The organism is Segetibacter aerophilus, from assembly GCF_007991655.1.
In the GTDB taxonomy this organism is placed as follows: Bacteria; Bacteroidota; Bacteroidia; order Chitinophagales; family Chitinophagaceae; genus Segetibacter; species Segetibacter aerophilus.
On record NZ_BJYT01000007.1, the window covers coordinates 279913 to 301978 of the forward strand.

General features: G+C 41.1%; 18 protein-coding genes. 11 read left to right on the forward strand and 7 right to left on the reverse strand.

Going from position 1 to position 22066, the window contains the following annotated elements; translation table 11 throughout:
• Positions 1 to 47 precede the first annotated feature (47 nt).
• Together SAE01_RS11350 and SAE01_RS11355 are read left to right on the forward strand one after the other, a co-directional pair.
• Positions 48 to 455 (forward strand): DUF6970 domain-containing protein, encoded by a 408-nt coding sequence (locus SAE01_RS11350; RefSeq protein WP_246113215.1) that lies wholly within the window; start codon positions 48 to 50, stop codon positions 453 to 455.
• A gap of 141 nt (positions 456 to 596) precedes the next feature.
• Positions 597 to 1457: a VOC family protein gene (locus SAE01_RS11355; RefSeq protein ID WP_147203875.1), complete on the forward strand. Its 861-nt coding sequence runs from the start codon at positions 597 to 599 to the stop codon at positions 1455 to 1457.
• Between the two features lie 104 nt (positions 1458 to 1561).
• Here the strand turns inward: SAE01_RS11355 and SAE01_RS11360 are convergent, their stop codons facing one another.
• Positions 1562 to 2191 (reverse strand): hypothetical protein, encoded by a 630-nt coding sequence (locus SAE01_RS11360; RefSeq protein ID WP_170234143.1) that lies wholly within the window; start codon positions 2189 to 2191, stop codon positions 1562 to 1564.
• A gap of 314 nt (positions 2192 to 2505) precedes the next feature.
• Positions 2506 to 4542, reverse strand: a complete 2037-nt coding sequence (gene uvrB, locus SAE01_RS11365; protein ID WP_147203877.1) for an excinuclease ABC subunit UvrB — start codon at positions 4540 to 4542, stop codon at positions 2506 to 2508.
• A gap of 19 nt (positions 4543 to 4561) precedes the next feature.
• On the opposite strand from uvrB, the gene SAE01_RS24485 reads away from it, so the two are divergent.
• Both SAE01_RS24485 and SAE01_RS11370 read left to right on the forward strand, forming a co-directional pair.
• Positions 4562 to 4723: a hypothetical protein gene (locus SAE01_RS24485; protein WP_170234144.1), complete on the forward strand. Its 162-nt coding sequence runs from the start codon at positions 4562 to 4564 to the stop codon at positions 4721 to 4723.
• 41 nt (positions 4724 to 4764) lie between these two features.
• A complete protein-coding gene (locus tag SAE01_RS11370) occupies positions 4765 to 6465 on the forward strand; it encodes an LIC_10190 family membrane protein (protein ID WP_147203878.1) in 1701 nt (566 codons plus the stop codon).
• A gap of 18 nt (positions 6466 to 6483) precedes the next feature.
• On the opposite strand, the gene SAE01_RS11375 is transcribed toward SAE01_RS11370, so the two are convergent.
• Positions 6484 to 6990 (reverse strand): GNAT family N-acetyltransferase, encoded by a 507-nt coding sequence (locus SAE01_RS11375; protein ID WP_147203879.1) that lies wholly within the window; start codon positions 6988 to 6990, stop codon positions 6484 to 6486.
• Positions 6991 to 7357: 367 nt separating this feature from the next.
• Here SAE01_RS11375 and SAE01_RS11380 point away from each other — a divergent pair, with 367 nt between their 5' ends.
• From SAE01_RS11380 to SAE01_RS11390, 3 genes are read left to right on the forward strand one after another with little or no spacing between them, the layout of a single operon-like run.
• Positions 7358 to 8494, forward strand: a complete 1137-nt coding sequence (locus SAE01_RS11380) for a formimidoylglutamase (protein WP_147203880.1) — start codon at positions 7358 to 7360, stop codon at positions 8492 to 8494.
• A 25-nt stretch (positions 8495 to 8519) separates the two neighbouring features.
• Positions 8520 to 9839: a D-alanyl-D-alanine carboxypeptidase/D-alanyl-D-alanine-endopeptidase gene (locus tag SAE01_RS11385; RefSeq protein WP_147203881.1), complete on the forward strand. Its 1320-nt coding sequence runs from the start codon at positions 8520 to 8522 to the stop codon at positions 9837 to 9839.
• Positions 9840 to 9872: 33 nt separating this feature from the next.
• Positions 9873 to 10439 carry a Uma2 family endonuclease gene (locus SAE01_RS11390; RefSeq protein ID WP_147203882.1) on the forward strand — a complete coding sequence of 189 codons (567 nt, stop codon included), beginning with the start codon at positions 9873 to 9875 and terminating at the stop codon, positions 10437 to 10439.
• A 10-nt stretch (positions 10440 to 10449) separates the two neighbouring features.
• Here the strand turns inward: SAE01_RS11390 and mutL are convergent, their stop codons facing one another.
• On the reverse strand, positions 10450 to 12342 hold the full coding sequence (gene mutL, locus SAE01_RS11395; protein WP_246113216.1) for a DNA mismatch repair endonuclease MutL: 1893 nt from the start codon (positions 12340 to 12342) through the stop codon (positions 10450 to 10452).
• 102 nt (positions 12343 to 12444) lie between these two features.
• Here mutL and SAE01_RS11400 point away from each other — a divergent pair, with 102 nt between their 5' ends.
• Entirely contained in the window at positions 12445 to 13050 is a 606-nt protein-coding gene (locus SAE01_RS11400) for a hypothetical protein (RefSeq protein WP_147203883.1), read from the forward strand.
• Positions 13051 to 13273: 223 nt separating this feature from the next.
• Here SAE01_RS11400 and SAE01_RS11405 read toward each other — a convergent pair whose 3' ends face one another.
• Positions 13274 to 13966, reverse strand: a complete 693-nt coding sequence (locus SAE01_RS11405; protein ID WP_147203884.1) for a LytR/AlgR family response regulator transcription factor — start codon at positions 13964 to 13966, stop codon at positions 13274 to 13276.
• Positions 13959 to 15014, reverse strand: coding sequence for a sensor histidine kinase (locus SAE01_RS11410; protein WP_246113217.1), 1056 nt, complete (start codon positions 15012 to 15014; stop codon positions 13959 to 13961). The genes SAE01_RS11405 and SAE01_RS11410 overlap by 8 nt, the downstream gene beginning before the upstream one ends.
• Before the next feature lie 361 nt (positions 15015 to 15375).
• Here SAE01_RS11410 and SAE01_RS11415 point away from each other — a divergent pair, with 361 nt between their 5' ends.
• Both SAE01_RS11415 and SAE01_RS11420 read left to right on the forward strand, forming a co-directional pair.
• Positions 15376 to 16701: a phosphatase PAP2 family protein gene (locus SAE01_RS11415; protein ID WP_147203885.1), complete on the forward strand. Its 1326-nt coding sequence runs from the start codon at positions 15376 to 15378 to the stop codon at positions 16699 to 16701.
• A 140-nt stretch (positions 16702 to 16841) separates the two neighbouring features.
• Entirely contained in the window at positions 16842 to 19490 is a 2649-nt protein-coding gene (locus SAE01_RS11420; RefSeq protein WP_147203886.1) for a DUF7133 domain-containing protein, read from the forward strand.
• Between the two features lie 355 nt (positions 19491 to 19845).
• On the opposite strand, the gene SAE01_RS11425 is transcribed toward SAE01_RS11420, so the two are convergent.
• A complete protein-coding gene (locus SAE01_RS11425) occupies positions 19846 to 20394 on the reverse strand; it encodes a hypothetical protein (protein ID WP_147203887.1) in 549 nt (182 codons plus the stop codon).
• A gap of 252 nt (positions 20395 to 20646) precedes the next feature.
• Between SAE01_RS11425 and SAE01_RS11430 the strand changes: the two genes are divergently transcribed.
• On the forward strand, positions 20647 to 22032 hold the full coding sequence (locus tag SAE01_RS11430; protein ID WP_246113218.1) for a lipase maturation factor family protein: 1386 nt from the start codon (positions 20647 to 20649) through the stop codon (positions 22030 to 22032).
• Positions 22033 to 22066 lie beyond the last annotated feature (34 nt).

A 22066-nucleotide genomic window follows, 5' to 3' on the forward strand; every position in this document is an offset into this window, starting at 1 on the left:
GGCTCAAAAATTTGATACCTCTATCTTACCGTCTTAAATGGAAGTTCATGAACTTTTTAAGTTGCTTTTTTTTAACGATTACAATGTTTGCCTGTAGCCAAAAGATCTCGTCTGAAGGTTCATCAGCTGGACACGATACAAATAAGGCGACTGTATCTGCTTCGCCCCAAACGGCAACACCTGCATGTATTCTTTCAAAAATTGACAGCATAAAAAAAGATCCTGTTTGGAACCCTCCCGCAGAAATTTACGAGTATGAATACCAGGGGAAGAAAGTGTATGCCATCTCTTCCAACTGCTGCGATTTTTTTAATACTGTCGTAGATGCCAATTGCACTTATGTATGTGCACCATCAGGTGGATTTACCGGAAGAGGCGATGGAAAGTGTGCCAATTTTTTTAAAGAGGCAAAACAATTGAGGCTGGTTTGGAAAGATGAAAGAACACGAAAGTGAGGTTATGACTAACGTAAATTTTGTCGCACTTACCACCTAAGAATGTCGCTAAACGGTACTGACTTCACTAATCGGAAATAGTAGCTTCGTTGTAAATCGTTGCACAAATGCAACTATTGTTCACACTTAAAAAACTTTACAATGAATAACAACATTTTCCCCTGTCTCTGGTTCGACGGAAACGCTAAGAGCGCTGCGGACTTCTATTGCCAGGTTTTCAGTAATTCAAAAATTATTACTGACACACCAATGGTTGTGCAATTTGAAATTGAAGGTAAAAAGATAATGGGGCTGAATGGGGGACCGTATTTTAAGATCAATCCTTCGATCTCCCTTTTTATTACCTATGAAACAAATGAAGAATTAGAGCGGGTTCATGATAAGCTGCTTGAAGGAGGAAGTTCACTGATGCCTTTAGACAAATACCCTTGGAGTGAAAAATATGCCTGGGTTGCTGACAAGTTTGGAATGACGTGGCAACTAATGCTGGGGAAATTACCTGCAGGTGCACAAAAGATTACGACCAGCCTACTTTTTGTGGGTGACTTATGTGGTAAGGCGCAGGATGCTATCAAACATTACACCTCTATTTTTCCAAACAGCACAATACATCATTTAGAAACTTATAAGGCAGGTGAAGAGCAACCAGAAGGCAATGTGAAATTTGGTCACTTTAGCTTAAACAATGAAACGTTTGCAGCGATGGATGGCACCGGCGATCACGGTTTCATTTTCAACGAAGGCGTTTCGATCATGGTAGAAGTTGACACCCAGGAAGAAATTGATATGTTTTGGAATAAACTTTCTGAGGGCGGAGCAGAATCGAGATGCGGTTGGGTAAAAGATAAGTTTAGTGTGTCGTGGCAAATAGTACCGAAAGTTTTAAGCAGCCTTGTAACAAGTAGCGGTAACGGGCAAAAAGTAATGGCGGCACTTATGCAAATGGGAAAAATAGATATCCAAACATTGGTAGACGCTTCAAGGGAGCCGGCCACAGTTTAAAAGTTTTTCGCATTGCAGGTGTCACTAAATAGCAAACGCAGTCTAATTCCTGCCGGTTTTGTTAAACACACAACAGCCGCAGGAATTAGAACATTTGAAAAAAACTAGTAACTATTTGAGGCTGTGTTGTAGTAATTTAAAAACGCGATAACATCTTGTTGTTTTCTGAAATCGGTTTTGTTGTCCTCGATCCACTTTCTGCTTGAAACCGAGGAGGGCAAATAGGGGAGGATAGACTCTTTATCCAGTTTTTTAATTCTTTCAACTTTCTGGTTGTGTTTCAAAAAATAGTAATAATCAGTAGTGAAGGAATATTTTTTTTGGGTTAAGCCGGCTTCCGAAGTTGACACTTGTTTTTTTGTATATTTCAAAAGCTTCCAATCACCTTTGTTTAGTACTTGCACGAAGGCATCCACTTTCTTATTTCGCAGCACCATGTCTGCAACTCCGTTTATAAAAGTTGCACTGTCAGGAGATTTAAAGAAAACTACTGAATCTATTTTCCGGTCTTCAACCACAAATTCCTTCTCTCCCTCCAAACAATATATTTCGTTGGTCAGAAAATTTATTTTAATGGGAGCTGTTCCGACTCTTTTGCCATTCTTGTATAAATAAGCAGTTTGGTAATCGCTGTTATAAAAAGGGCTGCCTGTTATGTTATCATATTTCAATCCATTGCTATTCTTATAATCAGCAATAGCTCTTTGATCTTTCTCTTTTAAAAAATCGTCCAATGAATGTATTGTTTCGACAGAGTTTTGAGAAAAGGTTGAAATACTTAGAAAACAAAATGATAGCAATAAACTAGTCGCTGACGAAGTTTTAAACCGAGGAATAAATCGTAGCATATATGATATAGTTGTAGATGGGATTGGTTCTATAAAAATAGCAATATATCCTGAGTCTGTCTTGCTATAACCTTCTTTCACACTATATCTGCTAAAGAGGAACCTGTCGTCAAAACATCCTCTCTTAAAGCTGATTGAAAAAATATTCTCGAAGTGAGACAACAAAAGATGGATAATGATCAGTTGCCGGCGAACAAAACCTACGCCTTCATCCCCTCCAGCTCTTTCTGCATCTTAAACATTTGGTCGCGTAATAATGCAGCTTGTATAAAGTCGAGGTCTTTCGCAGCTTTCTCCATTTGTTTTTTAGTTTGAGAAATGGCTTTTTCCATTTTTGGAATAGTGTTATAAGAACCTTCAGACTCTGCTGCCCTTGTTATCAGAGAACCTTCATCATCAATTGCGTATTGGTTCACGGGGTCGCCTTTTATATCCAGCACAGACGTTTGCTGCATGATCTGTTCTATACTCTTCCGAATAGTTGTAGGCGTGATGCCGTTTGCTATATTATGAGCTAACTGTTTCTCACGCCTGCGGTTGGTTTCGTCAATTGTTCGCTGCATACTTTCGGTGACAATATCAGCATAAAAAATAACCAGTCCGTCTACGTTACGGGCAGCACGACCAGCTGTTTGGGTAAGGCTTTTTTCATTTCTTAAAAACCCTTCTTTATCCGCATCAAGGATGGCAACCAGTGAAACTTCGGGCAGGTCTAATCCTTCCCTCAAAAGGTTTACACCTACAAGCACATCAATGTCACCCAACCTTAACTGCCTGAGTATTTCAACGCGCTCCAGCGTATCGACTTCGCTATGAATGTATTTGCTCTTGATGTTGATCCTCGCAAGATATTTATCCATCTCTTCGGCCATCCGCTTTGTAAGCGTTGTTACCAATACCCGGTCGCCTTTTGTTACGCGTTTATCTATTTCATCCAGCAGGTCATCTATCTGGTTTACGCTTGGTCTTATTTCAATCGGCGGATCAAGTAATCCTGTCGGCCTTACGACTTGCTCTATCACGACGCCTCCTGTTTTTTCAAGTTCATAATCTGCCGGTGTTGCGCTTACAAAAACTGTCTGGTTTAACAGCCCTTCAAATTCGTGAAAGTTCAGCGGTCGGTTATCCAAAGCACTTGGTAGACGAAAGCCAAACTCAACCAACGTCATTTTGCGACTACGGTCACCCCCATACATTCCCGCGACTTGCGGAATCGTCTGATGACTTTCATCTATCACACATAAATAATCTTTAGGAAAATAATCAAGCAGGCAGAAAGGCCGCGTACCGGGCTTACGACGATCAAAGAAACGCGAGTAGTTTTCAACTCCATTGCAATAACCCAACTCACGGATCATCTCCAGATCGTAGTTTACCCGTTCGCTTATTCTTTGAGCCTCTATATATTTTCCAGTGTTTTTAAAATATTCAACCTGCGCCGCCATCTCATCCTGTATTTCGTACAGCACCTGTTGCATCTGGTCTTTTGGAGCGATATATAAATTTGCAGGAAAAATGGCTGCATCAGGAATCTTGTTAATACGCTTGCCTGTCGACAGCTCGAGCGTTTCGATTGTTTCAATTTCGTCGCCGAAAAAAGTGATACGATAACCATAATCCATGTAAGGAAGATTGATGTCGATCGTATCGCCTTTCACCCTAAAAGTTCCCCTTGTAAAATCGCCTTGGCTGCGGCTATACAAACTATTTACAAGCGAGTGCAAGAAACCCTGTCGTGAAATCACCTGGCCTTCTTTGATGCGAACAATTCCATTCTCAAATTCGGTGGGGTTACCGATACCATAAATACAACTTACCGAAGCAACCACAATTATGTCGCGCCTACCTGTCAACAATTGTGACGTTGCTTGCAACCGTAATTTATCAAGCTCTTCATTGATGCTTTGATCCTTTTCGATATAGGTATCATTCACCGGCATATATGCCTCAGGCTGATAATAGTCGTAATAACTTACAAAGTAGCCGACAGCATTATCAGGAAAAAACTGTTTAAACTCGCCATACAGCTGAGCCACCAGCGTCTTGTTGTGGGTCAGCACGAGTGTTGGCCGCTGCGTATTCTGAATAACATTAGCCATCGTAAAAGTCTTACCGCTACCGGTTACACCAAGCAAGGTCTGGTATTTTTCACCCTGTAAAATACCCTCCGTTAGTTGTTGAATGGCTGCCGGCTGATCACCGGCCGGTTGGTAAGGAGATACTAAATTGAAGCCCATATTATCTAAAATTGCAGGTATGCAAATTACTGCACGGAGAATTAATAAGACGTTATTTATGCTTGGTTTGGAATATTCTAAGAGTGTTTTTGGTACCGGGCATATTGTTGCTATTTCACTTTTGTTGCGTCGCACACTTGTACTTTTGTTCAATATGCAGCCAATGCAGCTTAGCCGTTAATTGCCTTCGGTTTTGCCTTTTGGCTTCTACCGCGAACGCTTATGTTATGTACAATTATTGTAGCTACTGTTTTTATTTTCCTCGCCTTTTCATTGGGAAGTTGGATGGGCGTTTTAATAGCCTCAAATTCTTCAAAGACATCCACTCTTAGTTTTCAGAACTTTTTATTGGGCGTTGCTTTTATTGGTTGCTACCTAAATAGTTGGTCCTTGTTTCTGCCTGCTAATTGGTATGCCCTTATACCTCTGCTGATTTTAGCCGTTTTTACTTTAAAGCATTTAAGCGCTATTTCAGAGATTTCCAGATATTTCTCTAGCCCATCTTTTTCTAAAGGTGTAGGGGTCATCGCTATCTCTCTTTTGGCTGTGATCCTTATATACTCATTGTTGCCGCCGCAACACGGTGATAGCCCTGGCTATCATTTTCTCACTATCCGATGGAGCGAAGAATACAAAGCCGTTCCCGGCTTGGCTAATCTTCATGGACGCCTCGGTTTTAATTCTTCGTTTTTTGTAACCAGTGCTGCCTTTGCATTTTCCCGCTTGGCCGGTCAGCCTTTGTATGTTTTAAACATCATTTTTGCTTTTTGCTATTATTTGTGGTTGGTTCATAAAATCTCTATCTATCGAAATAACCTTTGGAGTATCGTGTACATATTCCTGGCCGTTGCCATGCTCCGGCATTTACTTGACTCGATATCTTCACCAACTCCTGACCTTCTTACAAGCATTATTATCTGTTATGTTTTTATAACGGTTACTGAAAAACTCTTGACGAAAGAAGCACCTGACAAGGATGAAAAAGTTGTTCTCCTGCTGTTGATTTTTTTTGCTTTTACAGTAAAACTTAATACACTCCCTTTAGGTCTGATTGGCCTGTTTCTTCTTTTTACGAAAAGCTTGCTTAAAAAGCGCAAAGCTCTATGGATAATAATAGGTGGAGGATTGCTTATTCTTGTTCCATGGATAATTCGGAATTATATTTTGACGGGCTATCTCATATTTCCTGTCTCCGCAACAGGTTTTCTTTATCCTGACTGGCAGGTATCTAGTAAAATATTGCACTTTGAAAAGTTACTGATAAACAACGGCCCAAAGCTTATCTCGCAGCGTTGGGAAGAGGTGAATGCACTTTCCTTTTTTCAGTGGTTCCCTTTATGGATTAAAGCACATCTCGCGCAGGGATTAATTGTTAGCCTGGTTATTTTAGTCGTAGCATTTATATGCGCTGTTGCAAGTGTAGTGATCATACAAAGAAGGCGGCATACTTCACTTTTTTTGCTGGCTGTAATAAATATGATTTCAATTTTTTTCTGGATGTATAATTCACCTGACTACCGGTTCGGTTATCCGTACCTATTAAATGCGATTGTCCTTTTAGCATTATTTGCAACCAGAAACAAGCCGGCAAGCCTGACGATAAAATACGCTGCAGTTACTTTGGTAGTTATTCTTTGCGGCTATTACATTAAGAAGGGAGTCGCTCTTCTTTCATCTCATCCTGTTGCTTCTTATGTCATCAAGCCTTTGCGGGCACTGCAATATGATCCCGCAAAAGAGGACCAAAATTTTCCATTTTTGATGCTGAATAAGAACGTGAAGTTATATGTAGAAGACAGGGAGCATTGGTGTAATATGGCCGCACTTCCTTGTATGATCCCTTATAACGACAGCGTGTCAACCGGGCAAATTCAACCGAGAGGCGACAGACTGGAGGATGGGTTTAGGATGAATGATAAATAGGCCGTTCGATAGCTTGCGTTAATCAATAAACTTTACCCAAACATGGTCATCCATAACCACGTTGTTTTTAACTACGGCGCGTTTTCTTATGCCTTCCAGGTGAAAGCCGTTTTTCTCAAGCACTTTCATCGATGCCGCGTTGTGACCGAAGACTTCCGCGTACACCCGAATAACATCGAAATGAGATTTGATGTAGTTCATCAATAAGGAGACTGCGGCAGTTGCAATGCCTTTGCCCCAATAATCTTCTGCTACAAAATACCCGATCTCTATGCTTTTACGGTACACATCGTCTTTAGGCATTACGCCTATGCTGCCAGCTATTTTTCCATCGAAGGTGATAGCCATATTTTGAACAGGCTTTTGACTTAAAGTAAAGGCTATCCATTCAACAGCATTGCTTACCGTATATGGGTGGGGGAAACGATCGCGTACGTTCAGCCAAATCTTTTTGTTATTGCAGATAGCTGCAAGCACGCCTGCATCTTCGGGTTTCCATGGTCGTATTTGCACTCCATCTTTCATGCGTATAAACAGTTGTTTGGCTTTGAATATTCGGGGATAAATATAGCCGACATTCTCTTATTTTGATTGCGGAATAAATGTTCAAAAAAGGTCAATAGTGTTATGCTGTTGCAGGGAGTGACACAAGGATCTATTTCTTATCTACTGCCCGTTCCAAAAAACTCCGCTTAGTCGCCTGCATTGTTAATTAAAACTATCAACAGTCTCATTATTCCCCATTAATTAGCTACAAAACCTTTTTGTGTAAGTTTGTTTAGTTGCAAAGAAGTGCTTCAAGTGATCGTTTTAAAATCTATTTATACTTCGATACGCGTTGCGGGCAACAATCATAATTCACGAGTTTTACTCTTAGTTAAAATAAAAGCCGATGTCTGATTTTGAAAGCATTTTGGATTTTCTTGAGCCAATAAATCTATACGAGCTGTCTGAGGACGAAGGGTATAAACAGACCCAGCTGGGGAAACATATTTTGGTAAACGAAGACTTTTTTCCTGATTTGGAAGCAGCTGATTTTGTAATTGTAGGCTTTGGAGAAACGCGCGGAATGCAGCCTTCTGTTGAGATAAACGCAGGGCCAAATGCGATACGGAAAGAATTTTATTCGTTATTTCAATGGCATACAGATGTACAGGTGGCTGACGTTGGAAACGTACGGCCAGGTGCATCATTACAAGATTCTTATGCTGCCCTGAAATCGGTTGTTAATGAGCTAATACGTCATAACAAGCGGGTTGTTATCCTGGGTGGAAGCCACGACCTTACAAGAGCACAATACAAGGCGTATGCAGACCTTGAACAAATTGTTGAAGCAACCTGTGTGGATGCAAAGATTGACCTGAATATGGATAGCGTTTTGCCGGCGGATCATTTTCTAATGGAAATGCTGGTAGGCGAACCCAACTTTATCCGCCACTATAATCACATCGGATTTCAGAGTTATTTTGTCCATCCAACTATGTTGGAGACTATTGACAGGTTGAGATTTGACTGCTTCAGGGTTGGCCGGGTAAAGGAAAAGATGGATGAAATGGAACCTGTCATCCGAAACTCTAACCTGTTTAGTTTTGATATTTCTGCCATTCAAAACAGCCATGCTCCGGCTAATCGAATTACTCCAAACGGCTTTAGCGGAGAGGAAGCTTGTATGCTGATGCAATACGCAGGCATGAGTCAAAACGTAAGTACCATTGGTATTTATGGTTACCTTCCTGAACAGGATCAGCACAACCTCACGGCAAAGCAAATCTCGCACATGCTTTGGTACCTGATGGATGGCGTAAACAAAGGCAAGCATGAGGCAAAGCTGGAAGACAGGGACAGCTTTAATGAATTTAAGCTGGCTTTTGCAGAATTGGAAACAACCTTCTTGCAAAGCAAAAGAACCGGCAGGTGGTGGATGGAAGTGCCAGATGGAAAAATGATCGCTTGCAGCCATCTTGATTATATGATTGCTTCGGCGAACGATATCCCCGAAAGATGGTTGCGCGCTGCAGAAAGAACATGAACGAATGCATTATTTAAAATAGAAAATGGAAAACCAAAAAATAGTCGCTAACTACTCACTTACTTTTTTTCTTGCCATTTTCCTGGTTGCATCCTGCTCTACCCAAAAGCAGCTGGGCAAAAGTGCCCGCGCTTCTATCATCGATAAAAAAGACCTTTTGCCTGCAAATATTGGCATTGCTGTTTTTGACCCTGCTACCAATCAATTTTTATATAATTATCAATCTGACCATTATTTTATTCCTGCTAGTAATACAAAGTTATTTACGCTTTATACGGGTTTGAAATACTTGCGTGATAGTATAGTTGCGACACGTGTTACGGTGGATGAAGGGACTGCAATCATACAGGCAACAGGTGATCCTACGTTTTTACATCCTGATTTTAAAAGCCAGCCCTTGCTGAAATTTCTTCAGCAAAAGGCAATTACGTCTGTAAGAATAAATACTGCCTTTTCGTCGAAACCTTTTGGAAAAGGTTGGGCGTGGGACGACTATCCCTACGATTATATGGCCGAAAGAGATCCTTTTCCTATCTATGGTAATCTTGCCACCATTTATTTTGAAGGAGATACCATACGAACTAACCCACCCGTAATAAAACCTTTTGTAATTGGCACTCCTGCAAGGGGCAAGAAATGGGACGTTACAAGGAATTTAGCTGCCCACTTTTACACTATCGATACGACGATTGGCACTCTAGCACCTGCAAAAACGATTACGATGTCAATGGAACGGGGGCTCTTTGCCAGCCGTTACCTCGCTGATACTTTGCATAAGGAAGTGACGAGTGAAAGCGCTCCTCAAAATTCAAAGTCAGGTTTTCCGGTATACTCTCAATCGAGAGATACTCTTTTCAAAATCATGATGCATCGAAGTGACAACTTTTTTGCCGAGCAAACGCTGCTGATGGCATCGAATGAACACCTGGGAGAAATGAATGACACGAAGATGATTGATACCGTACTTAAGACAGATTTAAAGGACCTTCCTCAAAAGCCGAAATGGGTCGATGGAAGTGGACTCAGCCGTTATAATCTTATCTCGCCCGAGGATTTTGTTCAGCTTTTAAAAAAACTGCAAGATGAGTTTGGTTTCGAAAGATTAAAGGTGATTCTACCCGGGGCAAATGAAGGAACATTAGAAGGTTTATACAAGGGATACGAGGAGCGAATCTTTGCAAAAACAGGAACGATCAGTAATAATCTTGCTTTGAGCGGTTATGTCATTACCAGGAAAAACAGGCAATTAATTTTTTCGGTAATGATAAATAATCACCAGGCTTCCGCACCTGCTATAAGGAAGGGAATTGAAAGTTTTATAACTTCTGTTATTGATAGGTATTAAAAGAAAAAGGGTAAATTTGAGTATAAAGGATTTATGCAGCAAGTAACAGATACAGACAAAAACTATTCTTTGGAGGAATATTTAAAACTAGATGAAACAGGAATGTCGCGTCATGAATTCTATCATGGAAAAATATTTACAATGCCTGGAGAAACATTGCTACATAACGAGATTTGTATCAGTATTTTAATGCAATTAACGTCTCTACTTTTGCCGCGAGGATGGAAAACATACATTGAAAACGTAAAAGTAAAAATTGAAAATGAAGACATTTACTTATACCCGGACATCGTAGTAATGAATCCAAAAGAAGAAGACACAAAGTCAAGTAAGAATTATGTAATTAATAAACCTTGCTTAATCGCAGAAGTACTTTCCGACTCTACCCGTAAATATGACTCCATTGATAAATTCATTCAGTATCAAAAAATCTCCTCGCTTCGATATTACCTGCTGGTCGAACCGGAAAAACATGTGGTTATCTTTTATGAAAAAGATGAAAATGGAGAGTGGTCAGCAAAGACTTTCACAGAAATGGATGAAGTAATAGCGCTGCCATTTTTCATTACTCAGATTACTTTAGCCGACATCTATTCTTAAAGGTCTTTTCTTATTTGCCAAACATCCTTTCTAAATAATCTGCCTTAAACTCTAAGTAAGTAGGGCTGCCATTGGGAGTTATATTAGGTGTTTTGCATGAAAACAACTCCTCCACCAACACCAGCATTTCCTGTTGACCAAGAGTTTTGCCTGTCTTAATGGCTTGCTGCTTTGCGACACATCTTACCAGTTTTTCTCTTTTGCTGAACTTAATATCGCTGCTAAAATGCTTGTATTGTTCGAGCAATAATTCGATCGCCATCTTTTCATTTCCTTGTAAAATGTCAGCCGGTGTTCCCTGTACTACAAAGGTGTTATTTCCAAACGGCTCAACGAGGTATCCAAGCACTTTCAAGTCCGGAAGCAACTCTTGAATTAGAACTGAATCGGCAGCGCTTAGTTGAATAGTAGATGGAAAAAGGCTTTGTTGCGTCGGCATCTGTTTTCCATGGGTTGCTTCACTGTAACGCTCGTATAACACCCGCTCATGTGCCTGCTGCTGATGCACCAACAAAAATCCTTGTTGGGTGGGAGCAACTATATACGAACCATGAAGCTGGGTGAGTACTGCATCGGGTAACAGGCGAAGCTTTTGTTCGTCCTTCAGTAAAGAGTAGCCGGTATATTCGAGTTGGCCGTTGGTGGTGTCTGTTTCGGTACCAAGGTCAGAAGGCAAAGGTTGAGCGGAAGGTTCGTAAAAATCTTTCCAGCTTCTTAACTCACTTCTATTTGTTCCCTCAATCTTATGCGCCTGATTTTTCTGGCTAAAAGTTTTAAAAAGATTTGATGAAGTAATTGATTCAAGCCTTTCTTCCGTAACAGGTTTAGAAACCGCTTCCATTTGCTGTATATCAGCATTGAGACTGAAATCGAGGGAGGGTGCTATGCTAAACTGGGCCAGCGCGTGTTTCACAGCCGCCTGAACAAATGCGTACACAATCTTTTCATCTTCAAACTTTATTTCCTGCTTGGTAGGGTGAACGTTAATGTCCAGTTGCGATGGATCAAGGTCGATAAATAAAACATACATCGGGAAACTATCCTTTGCAATCATCTCGTCAAAAGCACTCATGACCGCATGGTTTAGATAAGCGCTTTTAATGAAACGATTATTTACAAAGAAATACTGGTCTCCCCTGGTCTTTTTTGCCGTTTCGGGCTTACCTACAAAACCGTAGACATTCATGTAATCAGTATCCTCGCTTACACTGACCAGTTTAGAAGTATAAGAGGTGCCAAGAATTTGAGAAATTCTCTGTTTCAAACTTCCTGCCTCGAGGTGAAAAACTTGCTGTCCATTGCTGGTCAGCGAAAAGAAGATATGAGGAAAAGCCATCGCAACCCTTATGAACTCATCTACAATATGACGCATCTCGGCCGCGTTGCTTTTCAAAAAATTTCTTCTTGCCGGCACATTGAAAAACAAATTCTTCATGCAGATATTCGTGCCCGCTGATGCACTGCAAGCCTCCTGCTTTTTTACAATACTATTCTCCACTTCCAAACAACTTCCCAGCTCATCTTCCGCTTTCCTGGTTTTTAATTCAACCTGCGCAACTGCAGCGATTGAAGCAAGAGCCTCGCCGCGAAAGCCCATTGTCTTTATCTTGAAGAGGTCCTCAATACTTGAAATCTTCGAAGTAGCGTGCCGCTCGAAACACATTCTTGCATCGGTTTCACTCATTCCCTTGCCGTTGTCAACTACCTGTATCAGGTTTTTGCCCGCATCGGTCACAAACAGTTTTATCTCGGTAGCGCCCGCATCTACTGCGTTCTCCAGCAATTCTTTAACAGCACTTGCGGGCCTTTGTATAACTTCTCCGGCAGCAATCTGGTTTGCAATGTTATCGGGCAATAATTGAATGATATCCGGCACTACGTCTCCTTTTTTTATAAGAGGCAAAAATAATCTTCTGCTATCGCATTTGACTTTTGTTTACAATAATTAAGAAAACCATGCGTTTTTTCATTATCCTATTTATAAAATCCTATATCCGATTTACCTATGAAAAAAAACCTCGTTATTTTAAGCCTCGTGGCGTTAAGCCTCGCGTCGTGCGAAAAGAAAGTTGACAGTATTGTTGCTGGCATGACGAATAAGAGTGCTCCCATGAAGATTGGCGAATTTGTTCAGTTCACCATCCCCAAAGGCGACCAGTTTAGCGATAGAAGCACTTACAGCGCCACCAATTACCAGCAGCAATCTTTTACCGTAAAATTCGATAGCTCGGCTATTTACCAAACTATCATTCCTGCAAACCAATACGATATAAATAAACTCTTCGGCTTCAGCGACAACAATGCGAAGCACCATGAATATAGCGCCCGCTTTGGATGGCGTTGGAGCGACAACAGTTTACAGCTTTTTGGCTACGTTTATAATAACAGCGTAATGAGCTTTAAAGAATTAGGTACGGCGAAGATTGGTGCAGAGACACAGTGCTCGATTAGGGTAGACAATGACACCTACATTTTTACTTTGAATGGAAAGGAAACGAAAATGCCCCGTGAGAGTAAAACTGCAACGGCGGAAGGGTACAAGTTGTATCCCTATTTTGGAGGCGATGAATTAGCGCCTCATCTAATTACTTTATGGATCAAGGAATTGTAGAAAGACACCCTTACGTCTCGTAATTAGAACGTTTTTACTTTGAAGGTTTTTAATACAAATTGCAGGTACTCCTTAAAGGTTTCTTTGTAGCCCGGCAGTTGTTTTTTATAGCATCATCGTTGCGTCGCACACTTCAACGGAATAATATAAGCGGCAAGTTTCAGCAGTTGTTTTGGTCTTTACTCAAAAAGGATCGAAAAACATTCAAAGTAGAAGTCTCTTATCACAGATTTTCTATCACATCCCTGTAGCCTCGGCCAATGGGAATAGCTACACCATTAACATCCACTTCTTCGGCGGTATACGATTGTATTTTATTTACCGAAACGATAAAAGACCTATGAATTCGTTTAAAGTGATTCGAGGGTAAAAGGTCTTCCATTTCGTGTGTGCTCATCTTTGAAATGTATTCCCCTTTAGTGGTTATGATCTTTATGTATTCGCGCTGACTCTCGACATACAGAATTTCGGAGAATAGAATTTTTACCTTCTTTTTTTGCACGTTCAAAAAAATAAAATCTTTCAACTCCTGTGTTTCCGCGGGTTGCTGCTTTTCTCTTTCGATTGATTTTACTTTGGTCACTGCCATTAAAAAGCGCTCGAAGTCGAATGGCTTTAGCAGGTAATCTTTCACATTTAAATCAAATCCTTCCACCGCATATTGATGATATGCAGTTGTGATAATTACCGCCGGAGGATTGGTAAGCGTTTTTAGGAAAGCCATACCCTTTAGCCTGGGAAGATGAATGTCTAAAAAGATAAGGTCTGTATCATGATCTCTCAAATATTCCGTTGCGAGAATAGCATCTTTGAATGTTGCCTGCAGTTCAAGAAAAGGTACCTGCGAAATATAGTCCGACAAAACTCTTACTGCCAGCGGCTCGTCTTCTATTATTATACACCTCAGTTTAGACATGGCTTGCAAGGTTAATTTTTAGTGTAGCAGTAAATGCAGACTCTCGCTGTTGAAGTGAAAGGTTGTAATCAGTAAAAAGCAATTCCAACTGTCGTCTTAAGTTAGATAAGCCAATGTTTTCTTTCACCACCCGTTCAGTCGAAGGCTCTGCAGAATTTTTTACAATGAATACCAGTTGTCTCTCTTTTACAGATAAATGAATATCTACAAATGGCTGTCCTCTTGTTTCTGATACCCCATGCTTAAAAGCATTTTCAACCAATGGTATTAGTAAGAGCGGAGGTAGCGCCTGTCTCATATCCTCGATATTGTGGTTGAAATTAACATGCAAAGAGTCGTCATAACGAAGCTGTTCTAATGCTATGTAATCGCTCATAATTTTAATTTCCTGCTCAATAGCTATAAAAGCCCCAGCTGTTTCATACAGCATAAAACGCAAAATTTTTGACAGTCGCAAAATTGATTCGGGAGCCCGATCACTTTTATCCCTGGCTAATGAATAAATGTTATTTAAGGTATTAAATAAGAAGTGCGGATTCGTTTGTGACTTTAGATAGTTTAATTCGGCTTCCTGCTTCTCTATCCTAAGTTGCTGGGCCACTTGCCTCAATTTTATATAGTCATAGAGGTGAGTTACAATGCCAAAAAAGACAATAGAGCCGACGCTATACGCCATTTGTTCTGTGACACCGTGACTAGTTGAGGTAAAAGTTAATAAAGGGGTATAAATGTGTAAGCCAATTCCTATAAATCTCCATAAGTATAAGCCATAAGAATATAGCATGATATGGAGAAACACGAGGGGAACAGCAGCAGCAATATTGTAAAAGATGAATCTTCTTTTTAGCCGGATAAAGGGAAGTGTATACTCGAAAAAAATGAAGTTGAGTGCTATCACATAAATAACCCTCCAGATATTATTAAAAACAGCTGCGGTAAATGAATCTGGATATTTAGATAAGGTACTTGAGAACCAAAGCACTGAATAGGCAAAGCCCACCCATAAGTAAAATTTAAAACGATCTCGATCGATTGTTGGCTTCATCATCCCATTTGTATCATAAATATCGGCAAAACTTCCCCTCTGTATTTTGTTATCTATACAATTGACTTTTGAGCGCACCAGCGACTTGATACAGTCAACCAGCCTTAGTATCAGGGAAGCATTATCGGTGCTATTATCTTGATTCGCTAGAGGCGACTTTCCTTGCTGCTAAGTTTTAAAAATCCGTTTGCTACATGAAAACGCATTTATCAAATTTTGACTAATTGCCTTCAAAAGGTTGTTTGTTTACCAGAAGTGGCTGTTTGTTGATGCCTCCTTTCAACATCTTTTTTAAATAGATATTCTTGCATAGGTCCTCACGTAAAAGAGGGCAACATCAATAAAACAATCAACTCTTCAAATTATGAAACGGTCTATTATTTTCATTACAATCATGCTTACTGTATTGATCGTGCATGCACAGACCCATGTATCTAATTCCTCAAACAACTATGAAGCTGCAAGATGGAAAACCTGGTTATTAGATAAGCCTGAGGAGATTACTATTGTTGCTTCACCAACAGTCACTCAGTCAAAAGTTGAGCTGCAATCTGTCAAGCAGAATTTGGCTAAACTGGATAGCAAAAAATTGGAACAAATAAAATACTGGGATGCAGGTGCACCCGCCTACCGCTGGAATAAGATTGTTCCCGGACTGACGCTGCAGAAACAAGAAGTTCTACTTCGTATGCCCTCATCATGGATGAATATCGCCATTTACGATGCTACTGTATTGGCCTGGAAAGAGAAATTAAAATATAAAAGAAAACGTCCTAATGAGTTAGATCCTTCGGTCAAACCTGCCATCTCTGCCCCGATGGCTTACTCTTATCCATGTGAACATTCTGCTACTGCCGCCGCTGCTGCAACTGTGCTTGCCTATTTTTTCCCTGAAAAAAGAGACTCGATTCTACAAATGGCTCACGCCGCATCGCAATCAAGAATCGATGCCGGCGTACAATTTCCGAGTGACGTGGAGGCGGGCTGGAAACTTGGAGAACAGGTGGCAAAGCAAGTCATAGAAAAAGCAAAGAACGACGGATCTGCGAATGTCTATAAAGGCACTATAAACAAAGACCCAAAAAAGTGGACTGGCTCGTTTCCTATGGGCATCACCCTTGCTTCCTTTTCGCCAATTGTTATACGTTCTGCTGATCAGTTTCGTCCACCTGCTCCGCCCGATTTTGAGAATGACATGAAGGAACTGAAAAATTTCAAGCAGACATTCAACTCCAGGTACCTTGCTTATTTCTGGGCAAACAATGGAGAGGTTTTTACAGATTTGGCAGCACAGAAAATGTTTGAGTACCGGCTGATGGACGATGCGCCAGCAGTCGCACGAATCTATGCTACCTTGTCGTCCGCCTACCATGATATGGCCATTGCGGTATTTGATGCAAAATATACCTATTGGGGTATCAGGCCTACCCAGTATGACTCTACCTATAAACCCCTTATCTCAACACCGCCTTTTCCTGGTTATCCTTCGGGTCATGCTGCAGGAGCCGGAACTTCAAGTGCTGTGCTCGAATACTTTTTTCCGGCGGACGCAAAGCAATTCAGGCAGCTAGCCCAGGACTGCGCAGATTCAAGGTTTTACGCAGGAATTCATTTTAAAACAGATAACGAAACAGCCCTTAAGTTGGGAAGAGAATTGGGCAAATATGTAGCTGAAAGGTGGGTTAAATAAAGCTACTTATTAAGTGTGTACGAAACGACGAAGACGTAAACTGGCTGTGAACAATAAGAAGTGACTAAAAAGTAAATTTAAAGGAAATGTAATCTCTGCTTATTTTCGATCTGAAATAATTCAGTCTATAATATTGCTATATGATCAAGGTTACATTCACTCTTTTTTGCGCTTTTTTTATAAATGCCGGATATGTTTTTTTTGAAAAAAAATCTACTGTTGCAAACATCCACAAAGAGGTCTTCAGTAAAGACAGTGCTCGTAATGCGACGAGTTGGCCCCCGGAATTAACTGTTACCAATTTTACAGGAGCTGATTTAACTCCCAGCCCTGCGTGCCTTGCTGTGGCGGCCACGGGTGAAGTATTTGTCGGAGTTGACCAGATAGGATCACTAGGTAAAACGCCGGGTAAAGGCAGTATTGTTAAGCTAATTGATAGTGACAACGACGGGAAGGTTGACAAGCACACTCAATTTGCCTCAGTTGATAATCCGCGCGGCATTATCTCCCTTGGTGATCAGGTTTTTGTACTTCATACCACCTTTTCTAAAGAAACGAAATTGGCTACGGGAATGGACTTGGTTGTTTTCGAAGACAAGGACAATGACGGGGTAGCGGATGGCCCTGAAAAACCTTTGATCGAACATATTAGCTCGCCGAAATTCTTACAAAGCCGCGGAACCGATCATGCTACCAACGGAATAAGGATGGGGATTGACGGATGGATATATATTGCGGTGGGCGATTTTGGTTTTTCAAACGCAACTGACAGGTCTGGAACAAAGTTGAGTATGCTTGGAGGAGGAATTGTTCGGGTAAGGCCAAATGGTAAGGAAATGGAGGTTTATACTCACGGTATGCGTAACGTGTACGATGTGGCAATAGACCCTTACATGAACATTTTCACCCGCGATAACACCAACGACGGCGGAGGCTGGAACATTCGTTTTAGCCACCAAATTCAATCAGGCGAATATGGTTACCCGCTTCTTTTTAAACATTTCACCGAGGAAATTCTGCCTGCCTTAGTTGACGTTGGTGGTGGTTCGGGTACAGGAAATTTGTTTATGGACGATCCTAACTGGCCTGAGAAATACAACCATGTACCAATGATGGCAGACTGGGGTAAAAGTGCACTCTATCTCCATCGCGTAACTCCAGACGGTGCCAGCTTCACACAGAAGGACGAAGAGTTCATAAAATTAGCTCAAATCACAGATTTAGATATCGATGGCTCAGGCCGCCTCTACTTATCCGCGTGGGATGGTGCAGGTTATTCAGGTAACCCAAATAAGGGGTTTGTTGTACGTGCCGTTCCAAAGGATTGGAAGTTTAAAGCATTTCCGGATGTAAAAAAATTATCAGTAAAAAAGCTTGTCGAACTGTTACGCTCTAATAATGCAGTTGCAAGGCTGAATGCACAACAGGAACTTTTAAACCGTCCGGCTAAAGATGCGACAAAAGCCGCCTGGAAAATTGCTGAGGACAAATCGCTACCGCTCTACGCACGCGTGGCAGGAATTTTTACCTATGCCCAGGCGGCAGGTGAAACCGGAACCGAAAACCTACTTAAACTAACTGAAGATAATGATGTGAAGGAATGGGCGCTCCGAGCCTTGGCTGATAGAAAAGAATTTGTAAAAAATGTGCCTCTCCAACCTTTTATAAAAGCGCTTAATGATCCTTCACCACGGGTACAGGTAGCATCAATCATAGCCCTTGGCAGGTTAGACCGTAAGGAAGCAATACCGGCACTGTTGCAGGTAAAAGTTCCTGCTTCATTTCAAGCTCCTGAAAAAGACAAAGAAGGCCCTCATGCCACTCCGAACTCTGCCATTATTCCTGCGCATCTTGCAGTACGTGCTTTAATAAATCTCAACGCTGTTGATGCATGTGTTAATGCAATAGGAACCGAGAATTCAACTATAGCGCTTTGGGCGTTGCGTTATATGCATGATAGTAAAGCAGTTGATGGATTGATTGCAGCTTACAGAAAGACAAACGATAAAGAACTTAAAAATAAAATTCTCGTAACGCTCTCTCGTTTGTATAAAAAAGAGGCTCCGCAGGAAGGATTGTTTTGGTGGAGTACACGACCAGATGGTCATGGCCCTTATTATAGGGGAATGGATTGGGAATCATCGCCTGCTATTAAGAAGTTTCTTGCTGAAGAAAGGGACAAGTCAGTATCTGAAAAGCAACTCTTTGCAGACTTGAATGCTAAATTTCAAATGGGAATAACTGAGTTTGGAGGAGAGGAAGCAGTGGCTGCGAAAGAAGAACCTAAAATTGACCTTGAAAAAATCAGGAATAAAAAAGGGCAAATTGGCGAATCATCCATAGAAGATGTGATGCTAGCAATGGCCAAAATAACTGGGGATCCTACGCTGGGTAAAACCCTTTTTACCCGTCAGGGTTGTGTAGCCTGTCACAGTCTCAATAAGGGAGAACCGTTGAAAGGTCCCTTTATGGGGCAAATAGGATCTATTATGAACAGGGAGCAAATTGCAGAGTCAATTCTAAAACCAAATGCATCTATATCGCAAGGTTTTGCAACCGTACTTATTACAGCAAAAGGAAATAAAAGCTACACGGGCTTTGTTACAGCGGAAACAGCTGATAAGATTACTATGAGAGATATTACCGGCCAGGTAAGTACTGTTAAAACCTCAGATATTATTACTCGTAAAGAGATGGAGACCTCTATGATGCCCCCTGGTCTTGCAAATGCACTTTCATATGAGGAGTTTGCCTCACTAATTACCTTTTTGTCGCAGCAGAAAAAATAATATTATTATTAGGATTGAAAAGACAGGGAGTGTATTTCACTTCCTGTCTTTTTTTATGCGACATTTTCGTTTGATATCGATTACGTTTTTAGCAGCAATAACGTGTTACCCATAAAAAATAAACCCCTCCTGGAAAGGAAGGGTTTTGAATTAAATAAGAATATTGCCCCCAATACTCATAGTAAAAATGAGCTTATTTTTTGAGTAAGACAACCACATAAACATGTGATATTAATACTTTAAGCTTTTTTTATATAAATTTATTTATATGTTTAAATCCGGCAGCTCGTTCCCTAAACGGAAGGCGCAATAACTTACCCTAAAGGAAGAATCGTGAGAAAAATATTATAAAAATTTAATTGCGGTTCTGAAGAGCTTTTTCAATAGCAGCCCCTGCAATTGACGCTATTTCGTTGTTCTGAAGGGTAGATGAGTCTGTCCTGCATTCCCATTTGACGGAGCCGTCGATGTTCTCTTTTCTAAATAAATGCATTGTGTTATTACCCTTATCTTTTGCAGTATTTTTAAAATATACTTTGTAAACAGGCTCCTCATTTCCAGTTACTACGTTTACGTCTACTTTGTAAAGCTTCCGCTTATACTTGAAGCTTACCTTCTCAGCAATTGGGGTTTCTGTAACTTGACCAGAAGACAAATTTGAGGCTGTACTATTAAAATGCATAAATACAGTTGAAGCTAGCAGAAGAACAATTAATCCTGACAGGAAGTATTGTTTTCTAATTAGTGTTCGTCGTCTACTTTCTACAACTTCTACCGGGTAGTAGAGTCGACTAAACTGTTCAGAATGTTTTAAGTATTTAGAGAGGTGGAATTTGTATATGACGAGCGCGGCAATACAGCCGGCGGCAATAAAAGGGTAGTACTTAGAAATTTGTTCCATCATTAATGCTTTTTAATAGTAGAACAGTCAACAAAAAACTGATTTTATGTTCTAAAATGAGATATAAAACCAGACATAATCAACAAAAGGGCCAACTTCTCCTATCAAATTAAAACGTGGTTGTTTTCATGCACATTGCTAATGCGATTTTTACAGCCAAGACATGAATATGCGGATTATAGTAATAAGCGAAACGACCCTTTCAGGATTAATTTTTGCAAACCATTAGGGATGGATCAATGAGAATAAGCCTAAATGGAAGCAATCGATAAAACAGAGGAAGAATCAGAAGAAGCTATAAGCGCCCAAGTTGTCGCTCCAACCTATTGGCTTACTCGCTTTGTCATTCTTCGCTTGTTAGGGTTTATTTATGCTATAGCCTTCGCCGTCGCAATTAACCAAGTCGTTCCTTTGATTGGTGCTGGTGGACTAACCCCCGTAGGAATTTATCTCGAACGAATAAGTGCGGCACTTGGAGGGGATGCAGCTGGCTTTATGCGCCTGCCATCGTTATTCTGGTTTGGTCATTCGGACACGGCGCTTTTGATTGTAGCCTGGATAGGGTTTGTGCTTTCGCTGGTAGTGGTGGCCGGCTATGCAAATGCTTTGATAATGGTTGTTCTCTGGATTTTATATATGTCGTTTAATCATGTGGGGCAAGAATGGTATGGATACGGCTGGGAGATACAGCTTACCGAGACAGGTTTCCTGGCTATTTTTCTTTGTCCCTTGCTCGACATGCGTCCGTTTCCACGCTATGCACCGCCTTTTCAAATCATTGTTTTATTTCGCTGGCTGATCTTTCGCATTATGATGGGAGCAGGGTTGATTAAGTTGCGAGGTGACGTAGCATGGCGTAATGCAACAGCGCTCCAATATCACTTCGAAACACAGCCTATACCCGGTCCGCTAAGCCGTTTTTTTCACTTTCTGCCACGTGCCGGTTTAAAAATTGGTGTTTGGTTTAATCACATTGCTGAGGTAGTAGCACCATTATTTGTCTTCTGGCCAAGGATCGCACGTCATATTGCGGGAGTAGTGATTGTTGTGTTTCAGCTGACCATTATTCTTAGTGGTAACCTTTCGTTCTTAAACTGGCTCACGATCGTTCCTGCTTTGGCTTGTTTTGATGATGGTTTTTGGTCAAAGGTGCTGCCGAAAGGGCTTGTTCGAAGGGCGGAAAGGGCTGGTCAGATCGGCGAAGAGTCTAAACCAATGGGCGCCACTGCCTGGGTTGTGACGGTTGTTATTGCAGTGCTAAGTTTGCAGCCTGCCATTAATATGTTGTCACCAGGCCAGGTCATGAATACTTCGTTCGAACCTTTTGATCTTGTAAATACCTATGGTGCATTTGGAACGGTAGGCCAGGAACGCTTAAATGTAGTTTTTGAAGGAACGGATGATAATGACACCACTGACAATGCTAACTGGAAGCCTTATATCTACAAGGGGCTGCCTGTGTTGCTCGACAAACGACCTCCGCAAATCGCTCCGTACCAGTTGCGGTTGGATTGGCAAATGTGGTTTGCATCTATGGCTGCGCCTTCCGACTATCCATGGACCTATAACCTTGTTTGGAAACTACTTCATAACGATAAGGGCACTTTAAGTTTGTTTGCCGGTAATCCGTTTCCTGGCTGACCGCCCAGGTATGTGCGGGCGGTATTGTATCGAT